The organism is Cereibacter johrii (assembly GCF_001720585.1).
GTDB lineage: Bacteria > Pseudomonadota > Alphaproteobacteria > Rhodobacterales > Rhodobacteraceae > Cereibacter_A > Cereibacter_A johrii.
The window spans coordinates 1-15,716 of sequence record NZ_MABH01000027.1; the positions used below are offsets into that span (position 1 = coordinate 1).

Sequence of the window (15,716 nt, forward strand, 5' to 3'; positions counted from 1 at the left end):
TGGGCGCGGCCACCATCGGCGCGGCCGTGGCGGTCTGGCGGCGGATGGCGAAAGGCTGGGCGCGGACGGCGGCGCTGCTTGCGGTGCTGATCGGCGGCTTCTTCGCCTACCGCGCCGTCTTCGACCCGGCCGCGGCCGCTATCGAGGCGATCAACCCCGCGCTCTACGGCAATATCGGCGGCCTCGGCCTGCCGGTGCTGCTGGCCTGGCCCGCGGGCGGGCTTCTCGCGGCCCTCGCTGCCTGGGCCATCGGCAAGACGGCGCTGGGGCTGCGGTCGGACTATCTCGCCATCGCGACGCTCGGGATCGCCGAGATCATCATCGCGGTGATGAAGAACGAGGACTGGCTGGCCCGCGGGGTCAAGAACATGATCTCGCTGCCCCGCCCCGTGCCCTACGAGGTGGATCTCCAGCAGAGCGCCGGCTTCGTGGCCTGGGCGCAGGGCTGGGGCTACGATCCCGTCACCGCCTCGGCCATCGTGGTGAAGCTCTGCTATGCGGCCCTGTTCGTGGCGGTGCTGGCGATCATCGTCACCCTGTCGGAGCTTGCGCTGAAATCGCCGTGGGGCCGGATGATGCGGGCGATCCGCGACAACGAGGTGGCGGCCGAAGCCATGGGCAAGGACGTCACGCGCCGGCATCTGCAGATCTTCGTCCTCGGCGCGGCCGTCATCGGCATCGCGGGGGCAATGATGACCACGCTCGACAGCCAGCTCACGCCCGGAACCTACAATCCGCTGCGCTTCACCTTCCTCGTCTGGGTGATGGTGATCGTGGGCGGATCGGGCTCGAACTGGGGCGCCGTGCTGGGCGGGTTCCTGATCTGGTGGCTCTGGGTCATGGTCGAGCCGATCGGGCTGACGCTCCTCGGGGCGATCACGGCCGGGATGGCCGACGGCTCGTGGCTGAAGGCCCATCTGCAGGATTCCGCGGCGCACATGCGGCTCCTGACCATGGGGCTGATCCTGCTTCTCGTGCTGCGCTTCTCGCCGCGCGGGCTTATCCCCGGGCGCTGAGACCGTGCCGCCCGCGCCGGTCCTCCTGCTGCTGGCGGCCGGGGCGTCGCGTCGGATGCGGGGCTCGGACAAGCTGATGGAGCCGGTGGAGGGCGAGCCCCTCCTCCGGCTTCAGGCCCGCCGGGGGATCGAGGCGGGGCTCGCCGTCCTCGTGACCCTGCCGCCCGACAGGCCGGAGCGGTGGGCGGCGCTCGAGGGGCTCGCGGTCCGCCGCGTGCCGGTGCCCGATGCCGGGGAAGGGCTTGCCGCTTCGATCCGCGCCGGCGTGGCGGCCGCGCCGCCGGATGCGGCGGTCCTCCTCCTCCTCGCGGACCTGCCCGAGATCGAGGCCGCCGACCTTGCCCGAATGGCCGCGCTGCACCGCGCGGCGCCGGACGCTCTCCTGCGTGCCACCGCCGCCGACGGCCATCCGGGGCACCCCATCCTCTTTCCCGCCGACCTGCGCGGGGAGCTTCAGGCACTTGAGGGCGATCAGGGCGCGCGGCGCATCCTCGAGCGCGCGGCCGGGCGGCTTCGCCTCGTTCCGCTCGCGGGCACGCGGGCCGTGACCGACCTCGATACGCCCGAGGACTGGGCGCTCTGGCGCGCCCGCACCGGCCACTGAGCCCGCGCGCAACGGGATTTCCGCCCGGGAGGGGAACGCGCTGCCGATGCCCCGCCGTCAGCGGACGAGGACGCGCTCCCGTTGGGGAACATGGACAGGACGGGCCGGAGCGAAGGCCGCCTGCCCCTCGGTGCTGCGCAGCTCGGGGAAAAGTTCGAGCAGTTCGGTCCGCTGTGCGTTGCCCATGCCATTGACGAGACGCGCCGTCGGCTGGAAGCTCTCGGTCCAGGCTCCGTTCGCCAGCACCACCTCGTGCCGGTCGAACAGCAGGTGCAGATAGGTCGTGCCGTTGCACTCGACCTCGCGGATGCCCCGCGGCCCCACCAGATGCTTCGCCGCCACCAGCACCTCCGGCGCATCGAAATGCAGCGCCGTCCGGTCGCGCGAGACGAGGATCCGGTGGTTCGGGCTCACCATCATGTCGCGGTCGGGCAGGTCCTGCCCGAGGCTTCCCTTCTCGATCAGCACCGGCTTCAGGTGCGGAAAGGCGGTCAGCGACGCATGATCGAGCCGCCGCCGGCTGATCCAGCGGAGGGGCTGGAGGCCGTTGTCGCGCGTGACGATCCGGTCGCCGGCGACCAGCGCCTCGACGGCCACCTCGCCGCGAACGGTCGCGATCAGTGTGCCGGGGGTGAAGCAGGCCACCACGGGGGGCCTGTCGGTCTGGACTTGGTCAGCCATGATGGCTCCTTGCCGCGTTCCCGCGCCGGGGATCCGAACAGGCCCGGAGGGTGGCTCCGCGATGCGGATCGGGAGACCTCCGGTGCTGCTGCGGACGTGGCGACCCGGAGCCGGCGAAAGGCGATATGAAAAGCGTTAGGATCAAATGAACTCTGGCCTCAAGCCGCACCTGGAACTCCCGATCCGCACCTGCGGTTGCCCGGTCATACTCACCGCCGCAAGGTCCGGCCCCGCCACTGCGGGCCGTTAAAACCGTAGCAATTTCTGTGACTTGCCCCAAGGGGGTTGCGGCAGATCCGCCGGTCCCGCGCGGGGCGGCGCAGGCCTGACGGGCGGGCGACGCGCAGGAAATCAACCGGCGCTGGCAGAGCCTGTCACTCGCCCAATACGGTGTATCGGCTCGCGTTCAGGGCGATCCCTCAAGGGACACGAGGGCTTGGCCGAATGCTGCGATATTCCGCCGCTCGCTCAAGGACGGGGCGCCTGTCAGAGGCACAACTTGCGCTTGAAAGATCGGCCGGAACGCCCCGCCGCGGCCCTCGGAGCCGTTCCGGAAGGGGCCGGAGGTCCGTGTCGCTGCTTTTGCGACGAATCATGAAAGGTCCCACCACGCGAGGGCGCGCGCTTTGTCGGACCTACCTCGGCGAGACCCGCCATCCCGAGGCGCGGATCCGGGCGGCGCGATCGCAGCCCCGCCTTTGAGATCGAGGGGGACGGGGAGCGGCCGGGCGCCGTTCTCGCTGGGAAATCCGGATCACTGGTGCGGCTGGTCGGACTCGAACCGACACTCCGTGAGGAAAGGGTGTTTGAGACCCCCGCGTCTACCATTCCGCCACAACCGCACGCGAGGCACGGTGTAGCTTGAGGCCCGGCCTCCGTCAATCTGCCGAACCCGGACCCTTCGGGATGCGGCGACCGCGGCCCCTGCCGGACGGGCGGCGGGTCAGGTCGGCCGCCCACCGGCGGCGCACCGCACACGGCCTTTCGTCTTGACCGCCGGCTGCGCGCGTGCTGCAACCCGCGCGACATCGAAGCGGAGGCGGAGCGATGACACGCAGGTTCCTGATGCTGGCAGCCGCTGCCGGTTCGGCCGGGCTCTTGCTCGGCGCTTTGGCCTTCCAGTTCATCGGCGGGCTGCCGCCCTGCCCGCTCTGCCTCTGGCAGCGCTGGCCGCATCTGCTGGCGGCGCTCGCGGGGGCGGTGGCGCTCATCTGGCCCGCGCGGATCGTGGCGGTCATGGGCGCGCTCGGCGCGGCGGCCTCGGCCGGGGTCGGCCTCTTCCATGTGGGCGTCGAGCAGAAATGGTGGGAGGGCCTCGCCTCCTGCTCGACCGGCTCGATCGAGGGCATCTCGGCGGCGGATCTGCTGAACCCGTCGGTCGATCTCGGGCCGGTGGTGCGCTGCGACGAGATCGCCTGGCAGATGCTGGGGATCTCCATGGCGGGCTGGAACGTGATCCTCTCGGCGCTGCTGGCAGCGCTCTGGATCGCGGCCGCGCTGAAGCGGGACTGACCCGGGCCTCAGCCTCAGAGATCCGCGCGCAGCCGGTAGCCCGGGGCATGGAGCAGACGGACCGACGTGATCGGACGGCCCTCGGCCTCCGTCACCCGCTCGCAGACGAAGAGCGCGGCCCCCGGCGCACAGCCGAGGATGTCCGCCTCCTCGGGGCAAGCATTCGCGGCCGAGAAGGCGATGTCGCCGCCGGTCCAGGGCACATGGCTCACCAGCCACTCGTTCGGGCTGATGCGGCGGAAGTCGGGCGCAGGCTCGGGCAGCACGGCCGGATCGAGCCAGCGCTCCTCATAGAGGGCGGGCCGGTTGTCGGCCAGATGCAGGCCCCGCAGCCGCAGGAGGGGCACGCCCGGCGGGCTGCGAAAGAGCGAGGCCACGGCGGCGGGCGGCTCGGCCCGGCGCTCCTCGATCAGGTGGAACGCATAGCTCTGGCCGCGGCCCTCGATCTCGAGCCGCGTCACGGGAATGTCGAAGCGCGCCCGCCGCACCGGATGAAGCGCCACCCGCGTGCCGGCCTTGCGGCGGCGCTCCAGAAGCCCGGCCGCGGCCAGATCGCGTAGCGCCCGGTTCACGGTGGTGCGCGCGCAGCCAAGCTCTTCGGCCAGGGCCTCCTCCGTGGGGATCAGCGCCCCCGGCGCCCAATGGCGCGCCTCGATCCGGCGCAGCACCTCGGTGCGGATGTCCTCCCAGCCGAGCGCCATCAGAGGAGCCCCCGAAGCCGCGCCATCACCCGCCGGTAGCCAGCGTCGATCCGGGTGCGGGCGACATGGCGGCCGCCGGACACCAGATGACGCCCGGCCGACCAGACCTCGGAGACCATCCGGTCGCTGCCCGCGAAGATCCAGGCGTCGAGGAGCCCGTCGCCCGAGCGCCCCTCCAGATCGACCGCCCGCCGGTCGAGCGCGAGGAGATCGGCCCAGAGCCCCGGCACGAGCCCGCCCGACGCCCGGCCTGCGGCCTGCGCCCCGCCCGCCAGCGCCGCCTCATAGAGGATGCGCCCGCTCGACCGGCCGGCACTGGCGAAGGGCGCCCGCACCCGGTCGCGCAGACGCTGCGAATAGTCGAGCTGGCGCAGTTCCTCGGACAGCGCGATGCGGATGTTGCTGTCCGAACCGATCCCGAAGCGCCCGCCTGCCGCCAGATAGCGGGCGCCGTCGAAGATCCCGTCGCCGAGATTGGCCTCGGTCACCGGACAGAGGCCCGCGACCGCGCCGGTCCGGGCTAGCCGCTCGGTCTCGGCGGGCTGGATCTGGGTGCAATGGATCAGGCACCAGCGGGGATCGACCGGCTGATGGTCGAGAAGCCAGGTCACGGGGCGCGCGCCGAGCCCTGCCTCCACCTCCTCCACCTCTGCCGCCTGCTCGGCCAGATGCATGTGAATGGGCCCGGAACCCGCCAGATCCACGGCAGCCTGAAGCCCCTCGGGGCTTACGGCGCGCAGTGAATGGGGCGCCACGCCCAGGGCGGCATCGCCGGGAAGGCCGGCCAGCGCCCGCCGCGCGCCGTCGAGAAGCGCCGCATAGGAGGCCGGATCCGAGCCGAACCGCACCTGCCCCGGCGCGAGCGCCCGCCCGTCGCAGCCGCCCTGCTGATAGAGCACCGGCAGGAGCGTGAGGCCCAGCCCCGAGGTCTCGGAGGCCGCGCAGATCCGGGCCGCCATCTCGGTCGGATCGGCATAGGCGCGCCCGTCCGGCCGGTGGTGGAGATAGTGGAACTCGGCCACCGCCGCGAAGCCCGCCTCGAGCATCTCGATCTGGGCGAAGGCGGCGATCGCCTCGACCTCGTCGGGCGTGAGGCTCTCGAGGAAGCGGAACATGAGCCGCCGCCAGGTCCAGAAACTGTCCTGCCCGTCGGGGCCGCGGCCCTCGGTCAGGCCGGCCATGGCGCGCTGGAAGGCATGGGAATGAAGGTTCACCGGCGCCGGCAGGAGGCAGCCCACCCGCACCGCATCCGCCCCGGCGGCCGTGCCGGGCCGGACCGAGGCGATCTTCCCGTCCTCGATGCGGATCGTCACGTCCCGGGCCCAGCCCTCGGGCAGAAGCGCCTCCTCGGCATGGATGAGCTGCATGGCCCTTCCCCTTGACAGGTTCCATTATGTGCACACAAATTACGATCAAGCGCGCTCAAAAGGCAAGATGCATGATGATTCTCGGCAATCTTCGGGTGGCAACGCTGAGCGACGGCTACGGGCTGATCCCCGACGCCGCGATCCTGATCGAGGGCGGCCGCATCCAGTGGGTCGGTCCCGAGGCCCACTTGCCGCCCTCCGCCGCGCCCCGGCACGATATGGGCGGGCGGCTCTGCACGCCCGCGCTGATCGACTGCCATACCCATGCGGTTTTCGCGGGCACCCGCGCGGCCGAGTTCGAGATGCGGCTCAAGGGCGCCTCCTACGCCGAGGTGGCGGCCGCAGGCGGCGGCATCGTCTCGACGGTCACGGCCACCCGTGCCGCCAGCGCCGAAGAGCTTCTGGCCGCAAGCCTGCCCCGGATCGATGCGATGCTGGACGGCGGCGTGGGCACGGTCGAGATCAAGTCGGGCTACGGGCTCGATATCGAGACCGAGCTGCGGATGCTGCGCGTGGCGCGCCGGATCGGCGCGCTGCGCAAGGTCCGGGTCCGCACGAGCTTTCTCGGCGCCCATGCCGTGCCGGCGGACTATCGCGGCCGCCCCGACGCCTATCTGGCCGAGGTCGTGCTGCCCGCGCTGAAGGTGGCGCATGACGAGGGCCTCGTCGATGCGGTGGACGGGTTCTGCGAGGGCATCGCCTTCTCGCCCGCCCAGATCGCCCATGTCTTCGCGCAGGCGCACAAGCTGCGGCTGCCGGTGAAGCTCCATGCCGAGCAGCTCTCGAACCTCGGCGGCGCGGCGCTGGCCGCGCGCCACGATGCGCTTTCGGCCGACCATCTCGAATATCTCGATGCCGAGGGTGTGGCGGCGCTTGCCGCGGCGGGCACCGTGGCCGTGCTGCTGCCCGGCGCCTTCTATGCGCTGCGCGAGACGCAGGCGCCCCCGGTGGCGGCGCTCCGCGCGGCGGGCGTGCCGATGGCGGTGGCGACCGACCTCAACCCCGGCACCTCTCCCCTGGGCGCGCTGGGGCTCGCCATGAACATGGCCTGCACCCTCTTCCGCCTCACACCCGAGGAGGCTCTGGCCGGCACCACGATCCATGCCGCCCGGGCGCTGGGGCTCTCCGACACCGGCCGCATCGCGCCGGGTTTCCGCGCCGATCTCGCCATCTGGGAGGCCGAGCATCCGGCCGAACTCAGCTGGCGCATCGGCCCCGCACCGCTCCATGCCCGCCTCCACGAGGGAGAATTCGCCTGATGGAAATCCTCGTTCCCAGCCGGGCCACGCTCGCGCAACTGGAAGCGATCTGGCGCGAGGGGCGGCCCGCGCGTCTGGCCTCCGAGGCCCGCACCGCCGTCGAGGCGGCGGCCGCCCGCGTGGCCGAGGCTGCGGCCGGCACGGCGCCGGTCTATGGCGTGAACACGGGCTTCGGCAAGCTCGCGAGCCTCAAGATCGCGCCGGCCGATACGGCGCAACTGCAGCGCAATCTGATCCTGTCGCACTGCTGCGGCGTGGGCGAGCCGATGCCCGCGGCCACGGCTCGGCTGATGATGGCGCTGAAGCTCCTGTCGCTCGGCCGCGGCGCCTCGGGCGTCCGCTGGGAGATCGTGGCGCTCCTCGAGGGGATGCTGGCTGCGGGCGTCACACCCGTGATCCCGGCGCAAGGGTCGGTCGGCGCGAGCGGCGATCTGGCCCCCCTGGCCCATATGGCCGCGGTCATGATCGGCGAAGGCGAGGCCTATGTGGGCGACCGGCGCCTGCCCGGCGCCGCGGCCCTGAGCGAGGCCGGCCTCGCCCCGGTGGCGCTCGGGCCCAAGGAAGGGCTCGCCCTCATCAACGGCACGCAATTCTCGACCGCCTATGCCCTGGCCGGGCTCTTCGAGGGCTGGCGCGCGGCCCAGGCGGCGCTGGTGATCTCGGCCCTCTCCACCGACGCGATCATGGGCTCGACCGCACCGCTCCGCCCCGAGATCCATGCGCTGCGCGGACATGCGGGCCAGATCGAGGCCGCAGCCACCATGCGCGCCCTGCTCGAGGGCTCGGCCATCCGCGAGAGCCACCGCGAGGGCGACCAGCGGGTGCAGGACCCCTACTGCATCCGCTGCCAGCCGCAGGTGACGGGCGCCGCGATGGATGTGCTGCGCATGGCGGCGGGCACGCTTGCCACCGAGGCCAATGCCGCCACCGACAATCCGCTCGTCCTTTCGGACGGGCGCATCGTCTCGGGCGGCAATTTCCATGCCGAGCCCGTGGGCTTCGCCGCCGACATGATCGCGCTGGCGCTCTCCGAGATCGGCGCCATCGCGCAGCGCCGTGTGGCGCTGATGGTGGATCCGACGCTCTCCTTCGACCTTCCGCCCTTCCTGACACCCGAGCCGGGGCTGAATTCGGGGCTGATGATCGCCGAGGTGACGACGGCCGCGCTCATGAGCGAGAACAAGCATATGGCCGCTCCCACCGTCACCGACAGCACGCCCACCTCCGCCAATCAGGAAGATCACGTCAGCATGGCCGCCCACGGCGCGCGCAGGCTCGGCCGGATGGTCGAGAACCTCGCGGTGATCCTCGGGACCGAGGCGATCTGCGCCGCGCAAGGGGTGGAATTCCGCGCCCCCCTCGCCACCTCCGCCCCGCTCGGCGCCGTCCTCGCGCGGCTGCGCGCCGAGGTGCCGCGGATCGGGGTCGACCGCATCCTCGCCCCCGACCTCGCCGCCGCTGCCCGCCTCGTGCGCGAAGGCGCGCTGGCCCGGGCGGCGGGCCTTCCCCTTCCCGCCCTCTGAGGAGCAGCCCATGACGAGCCGTCACAACCTGCGCGACATCTTCCCGCCCACCGGCTCCACCCTCTCGGCCAGAAACTGGCAGTCCGAGGCGGCGCTGCGGATGCTGATGAACAACCTCCATCCCGACGTGGCCGAGAATCCGCACGAGCTGGTGGTCTATGGCGGGATCGGCCGCGCCGCCCGCAGCTGGGAGGATTTCGACCGGATCGTGGCGGCGCTCCGCGCGCTCGAGGCCGACGAGACGCTGCTCGTGCAGTCCGGTCGCCCGGTCGGCGTCTTCCGCACCCACGAGGATGCGCCGCGGGTGCTGATCGCCAATTCCAACCTCGTGCCGCACTGGGCCACCTGGGAGCATTTCCACGAGCTCGACCGCAAGGGGCTCATGATGTACGGCCAGATGACGGCCGGCAGCTGGATCTATATCGGCACGCAGGGCATCGTGCAGGGCACCTACGAGACCTTCGCCGAGGTGGGCCGCCAGCGGTACGGCGGCGATCTCACCGGCCGCTGGGTGTTGACGGCGGGTCTGGGCGGCATGGGCGGGGCGCAGCCGCTCGCCGCGGTGATGGCGGGGGCCTCCTGCCTCGCGGTCGAATGCGACGAGAGCCGGATCGATGCCCGGCTGCGCACCCGCTATCTCGACGAGAAGGCGCAGACGCTCGACGAGGCGCTGGCGCTCATCGCGCGCTGGACGGCCGCGGGCGAGGCGCGCTCGGTGGGGCTGCTAGGCAATGCGGCCGAGATCGTCCCCGAGATCCTCGCGCGGATGCGGGCGGGCGGGCCGCGCCCCGACATCGTGACCGACCAGACCTCGGCCCACGATCCGCTCAACGGCTACCTGCCCGCGGGCTGGAGCCTCGGCGACTGGCGCGCCCGGACCGAGAGCGATCCCGCCGCGGTCATGAAGGCCGCCCGCGCCGCGATGCGCGCCCATGTCGAGGCGATGGTCGGCTTTCACGATGCGGGCGTGCCGACGCTCGATTACGGCAACAACATCCGCCAGATGGCGCTGGAGGAGGGCTTCGGGCGCGCCTTCGCCTTCCCGGGCTTCGTGCCCGCCTGCATCCGCCCGCTCTTCTGCCGCGGGATCGGCCCCTTCCGCTGGGTCGCCCTCTCGGGCGATCCCGAGGACATCCGCAAGACCGATGCGAAGATGAAGGAGCTCTTCCCCGACAATGCCCATCTCCACCGCTGGCTCGACATGGCGGCCGAACGGATCGCCTTCCAGGGCCTGCCCGCGCGGATCTGCTGGATCGGCCTCGGCGAGCGCCATCTCGCGGGCCTCGCCTTCAACGAGATGGTGCGCCGGGGCGAGCTCGCGGCGCCGGTGGTGATCGGGCGCGACCATCTCGATTCCGGCTCGGTCGCCTCGCCCAACCGCGAGACCGAGGCGATGAAGGACGGCTCCGACGCAGTATCGGACTGGCCGCTCCTGAACGCGCTCCTCAACACCGCCTCGGGCGCGACCTGGGTCTCGCTCCATCACGGCGGCGGCGTGGGGATGGGCTTCTCGCAGCATGCGGGCATGGTGATCTGCTGCGACGGCAGCGCGGCCGCCGATCGCCGCCTCGCCCGCGTGCTCTGGAACGATCCCGCGACCGGCGTCATGCGCCATGCCGATGCGGGCTACGAGGAGGCGCTGGCCTGTGCCCGCACCCACGCCCTCACTCTCCCCGCCATCCCCGCCCCCTGATCCGCCCCCGGCGCCTCCTCGCCCTTTCATTCTGGCTCAAATATCCTCGGGGGGCGCGGGGGGCAGACAGCCCCCCGTCCGTCATCGGCCCCCCGCGCCCCCCGGTCAGAGATAAATGGGGTTCGACCAGGCCCGCCGCCCGGCTGCATCCCGGATCGTCACCCGCAGGAAGGGGCTCTCCCGGAACCGCTCGATCGGCAGGCGCGCGCGGGGCATCGAGGCGCCGTGCAGCGCGGTCGCGGCCGTGCCCGCCCCCTGCAGCACGATCGCCGTCACGGCCGAACAGTCCATCTCGATCCAGTCGCCGTCCCGCGCGATACGGCGCAGCTCCGGCCCTTGGCTCGCGTAGAAATCGCCCCGCTTCAGCGCCGCGAGCAGCGCCTCGGGCGCATTCTCCTCGGCTTTCACCATGACCCAGCCGCCGAAATGGTCGGGCTCGGTGAAATGCGCATCGTCCGTGGCGATCAGCGTGAGCCGCCGCCCCTCCGTCAGCAGGAGGTCGGCCAGCGCAGCGCCGTCGGGGCGCTCGCAGCCCATGGCGCAGCCATGGTTGTAGATCTCGACCGCATGGGCGGCCGAGAGGCTCCGCGCGTCGGCCAGCGTCAGACCCGACCATTGCGGATGGGCCACCGCCACGAAGGCGCCCGCCGCCACCGCGCGGGCGGCGAGCGCGGGTCCCGTCTCCTGCCCCGGGCGCGCGCGGAAGTCCGGCACATCGGGCGGCGTGAAATCCTCGGGCAGACCCACGGCCAGAATATGCCAGAGCTCGCCATTCTCCATCGGCCCCGAATGCAGCTCGGCCCCGAGCAGCGTCGTGAAGCCCGGCGCGCGGAAGGGGCGCGTGTCGGTGATCGGATAGCCGTAGCGGCCTACGAAATGATCGGTCAGCGCGAGGAAATCGTACCCCTCGTCGCGGTAGCGCCGGCAGACCTCGGCAGGCTCGAGGCAGCCGTCCGAGCGGGTCGAATGGGGATGGAGGTTCCCGCGCCAGAAGCGGCCGGGGGCGGTGAAGGCAGAGTGCGTCATGGGGCGGGTCCTTGGCTGGTGGGCCCGAGACTAGCCCGCCCACAGCCCTCAGGGAATGGCCCAGGCCCCAGGCCCTTCCTTCATCGTTCTGGCGCGCTATGCTGAAACGGGCTTGCAGAGAGGACGACGCATGGAAGGCTTCTCGCGATATGCGATCTACTGGACGCCCGAGGAGGGCAGGCTTGCGCAGTTCGGCCGCGGCTGGCTCGGCTGGGATGCGGAAGCGGCGGAACCCGTGCCCCATCCGGCCGTCGCGGGCCTGCCCCGCGATCTCGCCCTCATCACCCAGGCGCCGCGGAAATACGGGCTGCACGGCACGCTGAAGCCGCCCTTCCGGCTGGCCGAGGGCACGGATGTCACCGATCTCCATGCGGCGGTGCTGGCGCTCTGCCCCTATCTCGCGCCCGTCACCCTGCCGGGCCTCCGGCTCTCGCGGATCGGCGGCTTTCTGGCCCTCGTGCCCGCGGGCGAGGAGGAGGCGCTGCAGGCGCTGGCGGGCGAAGTGGTGCGCGCGCTCGACGGCTTCCGTGCGCCGCTGAGCGAGGCCGAACTCGCGCGACGGCGTCCGGACCGGCTGACCCCGCGCCAGCGCGGCCATCTGGCCGATTGGGGCTATCCCCATGTCTTCGAGGATTTCCGCTTTCACCTCACGCTCACCGGCGAACTGCCCGAGGCCGAGCTGGCCGAGGTCGAGACGGTGCTGCATCGCCTGCTTTCCCCGATCCTCGCGGAGCCCCTGCGGGTGGACAGCATCAGCCTCTGCGCCGAAGCCGCCGACGGCCGCTTCCGCCTGCTCGAACGGCTGCCCCTCGCCCGGTCCTGACGGCTCAGCAGAGCGCGGTGGGGCGGCCGCGGCCCCGCAGGAACCCCGCGGCCAGACCGAGCCCCGCATGAAGCCCCGCCAGCGCCAGCGCCGCCAGAAGCGCCTCGCGCGGCCCGAGCGCGCCCAGCCAGATCAGCAGCGGGAAGGTGAGGAGCAGCGCCGTCGCGCGCCCCGAGATGCGGCGCAGGAGGCCGGTGCCCGCCGCGCGCAGGGCCTCGGGCCGCCGCGTCAGGTGCCAGTGGAACCAGTCGAACAGCACGCGGTAGAGCGCGGCCCACAGGAAGGCCGCCGCGGAGACCGCGAGCAGAACCGGCAGCGCCGCACCGCCGGGGGCATCGAAGGCCAGCGCATAGAGCGGCACGGCAAGAGCGAGCGCCGCGCCTTCGAAGAACAGGGTCTGGAAGAAGCGTCCGGCAAGGGATCGCGTGGACATGGGATACTCCGAATGACTCGTGCAAAGGATCTGACAAAGGTCTTGGTGCAGAGGCGCCCGAAACGCCCTGACGACCCCAACGGACCGCAGCCGATCCATAGCACGGAACGCGGCAAAGGGACAGATCGCATCGCCGAAGTCGGCGGAAACCGGCAGCTGCCCCTGCGAACGGCCCCTAGCGGCCCGAGCGCCGGGTGCGCTGCGCGGCCTTTCGGGCGAGCTTGGCCGCCGAGCGCGCCCCGCCGGCCTGAGGGCCCGCCTCGGGCGTTCCGGGACGCGTCTTGGCGGGCGCGGCCTTGGGCCCCCGGCCGGTGAAAAGGCGCTTCAGCTTGCTGAAGAAACCGCTCGCGATCATGCTCAATCCTCGAAGAGTTCGCTTTGTCCTGTCACCGGCTCATCCTCGTCCGGTGTTTTCGTGCTGCCCGGCAGCGGGCGGTTGTCGAGCAGACCCGCCGCGCGCAACTCCTTGATCCCCGGCAGGTCGCGCGCCGACTCGAGCCCGAAATGGTCGAGGAAACTCTCGGTCACGACGAAGGTCACGGGGCGGCCGGGCGTCATGCGCCTGCGGCCGAAACGGATCCATTCCAGCTCGAGAAGCTGGTCGATGGTGCCCCGGCTCACGGCCACGCCGCGGATCTCCTCGATCTCGGCGCGGGTGACGGGCTGGTGATAGGCGACGATCGCCAGAGTCTCGATGGCCGCGCGCGAGAGCTTCTTCTGCTCGACCGTCTCCTTGCGCATGAGAAAGCCCAGATCGGCCGCCGTGCGGAAGGCCCAGGCGTCGCCCACGCGCGCCAGTTGCACGCCCCGCCCCTCGTAGCGGCGGCGCAGATGGGTCAGCGCCTCGGCCGGGTCGCAGCCATGCGGCAGGCGCACCTGAAGCTCGGCCACCGTCACGGGATCGGCGGACGCGAACAGGATCGCCTCCACCATCCGCTCCTGCTCGGCCATCACCGGCGCCTCGAACAGGCTCTTTTCGGGCCTCTCGTTCATGCCCCCTCCCTGCGGCGGATCAGGATCGGCGCGAAGGTCTCGCCCTGCCGCAGCTCGATCTGCCCGCGCTTCGTCATTTCGAGCACGGCGGCGAAATGGGCGGCGGTGGCCGAGCGGCGGCGCATCGGATGGCCGTCCCAGCCCTCGGGCAGGTAGCTCGTCAGTTCCGCCCAGTCGCCGAACCACCCGATCATCCCGCGCATCCGGTCGAGCGCCTGCTCCATGGTGAAGACATGGTGCCGGTCCATGACGAAGGGCCGGAACTCGTCCTTGGTGCGGATGCGGGCATAGGCGCGCATGAGATCGATCAATGTAGCGGTGTAGGTCACCTTGCGGTGCCGCGTCACATCCTCGGGCAGGCCGCGGGGAAAGAAGTCGCGCCCCTTCTGGTCGCGCGCCATCAGACGGGCCGCTGCATCCCGCATGGCCTCGAGCCGCTCGAGCTGGAAGGCCAGATGCGCGGCGAGTTCCTCGGCCGAAGGGCCTTCCTCGGTCGGGTCCGGCGGCAGGAGAAGCCGGCTTTTCAAATAGGCGAGCCAGGCCGCCATCACCAGATAATCGGCCGCAAGTTCGATCCGCAACTGCTTGGCGTGGTTCACGAAAAGCAGATACTGCTCGGAGAGCTTCAACACCGAGATGCGCCGCAGGTCGACCTTCTGCGTGCGAGAGAGCGTGAGCAGAAGGTCGAGCGGCCCCTCGAAGCCCTCGACATCCACGATCAGCGCCTCGGCCGCCAGACGGTCCGCGACGCTCAGGACGGAAGTCTCTTCCCAAACGTCAGCCATGCCCATGCCCGCCCAGAAGGACGGAATGTTCGGCCTCGAGTGCCCGGCTGTCAACCGGCTCGGGCGGCCTGCGGCGGGCAAGCGCCGCCGCGGCGCGCTTCAGCGCCTCGGGCCCCATCGCGCCCGCGGCGGCGGCCACGGCCTCCATCTCGGCCAGCTCGCCGTTGCAATGGAGCGCCAGATCGCAGCCGGCCGCGATGGCTGCCTCCGCCCGCGCGCCGATCCCGCCCGAGAGGGCCTGCATCGACAGATCGTCCGTCATGAGGAGGCCGGGGAAGCCGATCTCCTCGCGGATGACGCCGATCATGGGGCCCGAGAGGGTCGCAGGCTGCGCGTCGTAGGCGGAAAAGACCACATGGCCCGTCATGGCCAAGGGCAGATCCGCGAGCGCCCGGAAGGCCGCGAAATCGGTGGCGGCCAGTTCCTGCCGCGTGGCGGTCACCGTGGGCAGGTCGTGGTGCGTGTCGGCCGCGGCCCGGCCGTGGCCCGGCAGATGTTTCATCACCGGCAGGACCCCACCGGCCAGATGCGCCTCGGCCACCGCGCGGGCAAGCTCCGCCACGCGCGCGGCCTCGTCGGAGAGGCAGCGGTTGGCAAGGAACGGATGGGTCGCCGCGGTGCGGATGTCGGCCACGGGGGCGCAGTTGCCGTCGATGCCCACAGCCCGCAGTTCCTCGGCGATGAGCCGATACCGGAGCCAAAGCATCCGGGCGGCCCGGTCGCCGGCCCGCTCCACCGCCTCGAAGGGCGGCAGCCACTCGCGCCAGTGCGGCGCGCGGAGACGCTGGACGCGGCCGCCTTCCTGATCGACGAAGATGGGAGCCTCGCGCCCGACGACGGAACGCAATTCCTGCGTCAGCGCAATCACTTGCGCGGGATTGTCGATGTTGCGCGCAAAGAGGATGAAGCCGAAGGGATCGGCCTCGCGGAAGAAGCGCTGCTCGGCGTCCGTGAGGACCGGGCCGGAGCAGCCGAAAATTGCGGCCGTCCGGCCGGCCTCGCTCATCTCAGGGCGACCGGGATGCAGGCGGTATCCTCGGCCAGAAGCGCCGAGCAGAAGCGCCGCGCTTCGCCCTCGTCGGCAAAGCCCGAGGCGCGCAGCCGGTAGAAGGTGCGACCGCCGCTCTGCGCGGTCTGCACGACGCGGCTCTTTTCGGTCAGGAGCGTGCCGAAGCGCCCGGCCAGCCGGTCCCATTCCCGCCGCGCCGAGGCGGCATCGTCGAAAGCCCCGAGCTGCACGAGGCGCGTGCCCGCAGGCAGGGTGGCCGCGTCGACCTCGGTCACGGCGGCAGCCGGCACG

The 15,716-nt window shown here is 71.6% G+C and carries 17 protein-coding genes and 1 tRNA gene; 7 read left to right on the forward strand and 11 right to left on the reverse strand.

What is annotated here, in order from left to right; translation table 11 throughout:
* Both A9O63_RS01130 and A9O63_RS01135 read left to right on the forward strand, forming a co-directional pair.
* A partial coding sequence (locus tag A9O63_RS01130; RefSeq protein ID WP_069330271.1) for a branched-chain amino acid ABC transporter permease occupies window positions 1-1,016 on the forward strand: 1,016 nt, incomplete at its 5' end.
* A 4-nt stretch (window positions 1,017-1,020) separates the two neighbouring features.
* Window positions 1,021-1,620 carry a nucleotidyltransferase family protein gene (locus tag A9O63_RS01135; protein ID WP_069330272.1) on the forward strand — a complete coding sequence of 200 codons (600 nt, stop codon included), beginning with the start codon at window positions 1,021-1,023 and terminating at the stop codon, window positions 1,618-1,620.
* A gap of 57 nt (window positions 1,621-1,677) precedes the next feature.
* On the opposite strand, the gene A9O63_RS01140 is transcribed toward A9O63_RS01135, so the two are convergent.
* The gene (locus A9O63_RS01140) at window positions 1,678-2,301 is read right to left on the reverse strand and encodes a Hint domain-containing protein (protein WP_069330273.1); all 624 of its coding nucleotides are present in this window, start codon (window positions 2,299-2,301) and stop codon (window positions 1,678-1,680) included.
* A gap of 758 nt (window positions 2,302-3,059) precedes the next feature.
* A tRNA-Leu gene (locus tag A9O63_RS01145) sits at window positions 3,060-3,143 on the reverse strand.
* Between the two features lie 205 nt (window positions 3,144-3,348).
* Here A9O63_RS01145 and A9O63_RS01150 point away from each other — a divergent pair.
* Window positions 3,349-3,813 (forward strand): disulfide bond formation protein B, encoded by a 465-nt coding sequence (locus A9O63_RS01150; protein ID WP_069330274.1) that lies wholly within the window; start codon window positions 3,349-3,351, stop codon window positions 3,811-3,813.
* A gap of 14 nt (window positions 3,814-3,827) precedes the next feature.
* Here the strand turns inward: A9O63_RS01150 and A9O63_RS01155 are convergent, their stop codons facing one another.
* Both A9O63_RS01155 and A9O63_RS01160 read right to left on the reverse strand, forming a co-directional pair.
* The gene (locus tag A9O63_RS01155; RefSeq protein WP_069330275.1) at window positions 3,828-4,514 is read right to left on the reverse strand and encodes a GntR family transcriptional regulator; all 687 of its coding nucleotides are present in this window, start codon (window positions 4,512-4,514) and stop codon (window positions 3,828-3,830) included.
* The gene (locus A9O63_RS01160; RefSeq protein ID WP_069330276.1) at window positions 4,514-5,881 is read right to left on the reverse strand and encodes a formimidoylglutamate deiminase; all 1,368 of its coding nucleotides are present in this window, start codon (window positions 5,879-5,881) and stop codon (window positions 4,514-4,516) included. Before A9O63_RS01160 ends, A9O63_RS01155 begins: the two co-directional genes overlap by 1 nt.
* A gap of 71 nt (window positions 5,882-5,952) precedes the next feature.
* Here A9O63_RS01160 and hutI point away from each other — a divergent pair, with 71 nt between their 5' ends.
* Genes hutI through hutU form a run of 3 tightly spaced genes read left to right on the forward strand, consistent with a single transcriptional unit; the run spans window position 5,953 to window position 10,356 of the window.
* Complete coding sequence (hutI, locus tag A9O63_RS01165) at window positions 5,953-7,140, forward strand: imidazolonepropionase (protein ID WP_069330277.1); 1,188 nt, start codon at window positions 5,953-5,955, stop codon at window positions 7,138-7,140.
* The gene (gene hutH, locus A9O63_RS01170; protein ID WP_069330278.1) at window positions 7,140-8,663 is read left to right on the forward strand and encodes a histidine ammonia-lyase; all 1,524 of its coding nucleotides are present in this window, start codon (window positions 7,140-7,142) and stop codon (window positions 8,661-8,663) included. The genes hutI and hutH overlap by 1 nt, the downstream gene beginning before the upstream one ends.
* A 10-nt stretch (window positions 8,664-8,673) precedes the next feature.
* Window positions 8,674-10,356: a urocanate hydratase gene (hutU, locus tag A9O63_RS01175; RefSeq protein ID WP_069330279.1), complete on the forward strand. Its 1,683-nt coding sequence runs from the start codon at window positions 8,674-8,676 to the stop codon at window positions 10,354-10,356.
* Window positions 10,357-10,461: 105 nt separating this feature from the next.
* Here hutU and A9O63_RS01180 read toward each other — a convergent pair whose 3' ends face one another.
* Window positions 10,462-11,382: a PHP domain-containing protein gene (locus A9O63_RS01180; RefSeq protein ID WP_069330280.1), complete on the reverse strand. Its 921-nt coding sequence runs from the start codon at window positions 11,380-11,382 to the stop codon at window positions 10,462-10,464.
* 130 nt (window positions 11,383-11,512) lie between these two features.
* Between A9O63_RS01180 and A9O63_RS01185 the strand changes: the two genes are divergently transcribed.
* Window positions 11,513-12,205 (forward strand): DUF1045 domain-containing protein, encoded by a 693-nt coding sequence (locus A9O63_RS01185; protein ID WP_069330281.1) that lies wholly within the window; start codon window positions 11,513-11,515, stop codon window positions 12,203-12,205.
* A 4-nt stretch (window positions 12,206-12,209) separates the two neighbouring features.
* Here the strand turns inward: A9O63_RS01185 and A9O63_RS01190 are convergent, their stop codons facing one another.
* The 6 genes from A9O63_RS01190 to A9O63_RS01215 all read right to left on the reverse strand — a co-directional run.
* Window positions 12,210-12,638 (reverse strand): PACE efflux transporter, encoded by a 429-nt coding sequence (locus A9O63_RS01190; RefSeq protein WP_069330282.1) that lies wholly within the window; start codon window positions 12,636-12,638, stop codon window positions 12,210-12,212.
* 175 nt (window positions 12,639-12,813) lie between these two features.
* Window positions 12,814-12,993, reverse strand: a complete 180-nt coding sequence (locus tag A9O63_RS01195; protein ID WP_069330283.1) for a hypothetical protein — start codon at window positions 12,991-12,993, stop codon at window positions 12,814-12,816.
* A gap of 2 nt (window positions 12,994-12,995) precedes the next feature.
* On the reverse strand, window positions 12,996-13,631 hold the full coding sequence (gene scpB, locus A9O63_RS01200; RefSeq protein WP_069330284.1) for an SMC-Scp complex subunit ScpB: 636 nt from the start codon (window positions 13,629-13,631) through the stop codon (window positions 12,996-12,998).
* On the reverse strand, window positions 13,628-14,416 hold the full coding sequence (locus A9O63_RS01205; protein WP_069330287.1) for a segregation and condensation protein A: 789 nt from the start codon (window positions 14,414-14,416) through the stop codon (window positions 13,628-13,630). The genes scpB and A9O63_RS01205 overlap by 4 nt, the downstream gene beginning before the upstream one ends.
* Window positions 14,409-15,422: a glycoside hydrolase family 3 N-terminal domain-containing protein gene (locus A9O63_RS01210; RefSeq protein ID WP_069330285.1), complete on the reverse strand. Its 1,014-nt coding sequence runs from the start codon at window positions 15,420-15,422 to the stop codon at window positions 14,409-14,411. Before A9O63_RS01210 ends, A9O63_RS01205 begins: the two co-directional genes overlap by 8 nt.
* Window positions 15,419-15,716: SPOR domain-containing protein (locus A9O63_RS01215; protein WP_141703019.1), on the reverse strand; the 298-nt coding region annotated here is incomplete at its 5' end. The genes A9O63_RS01210 and A9O63_RS01215, both read right to left, overlap by 4 nt.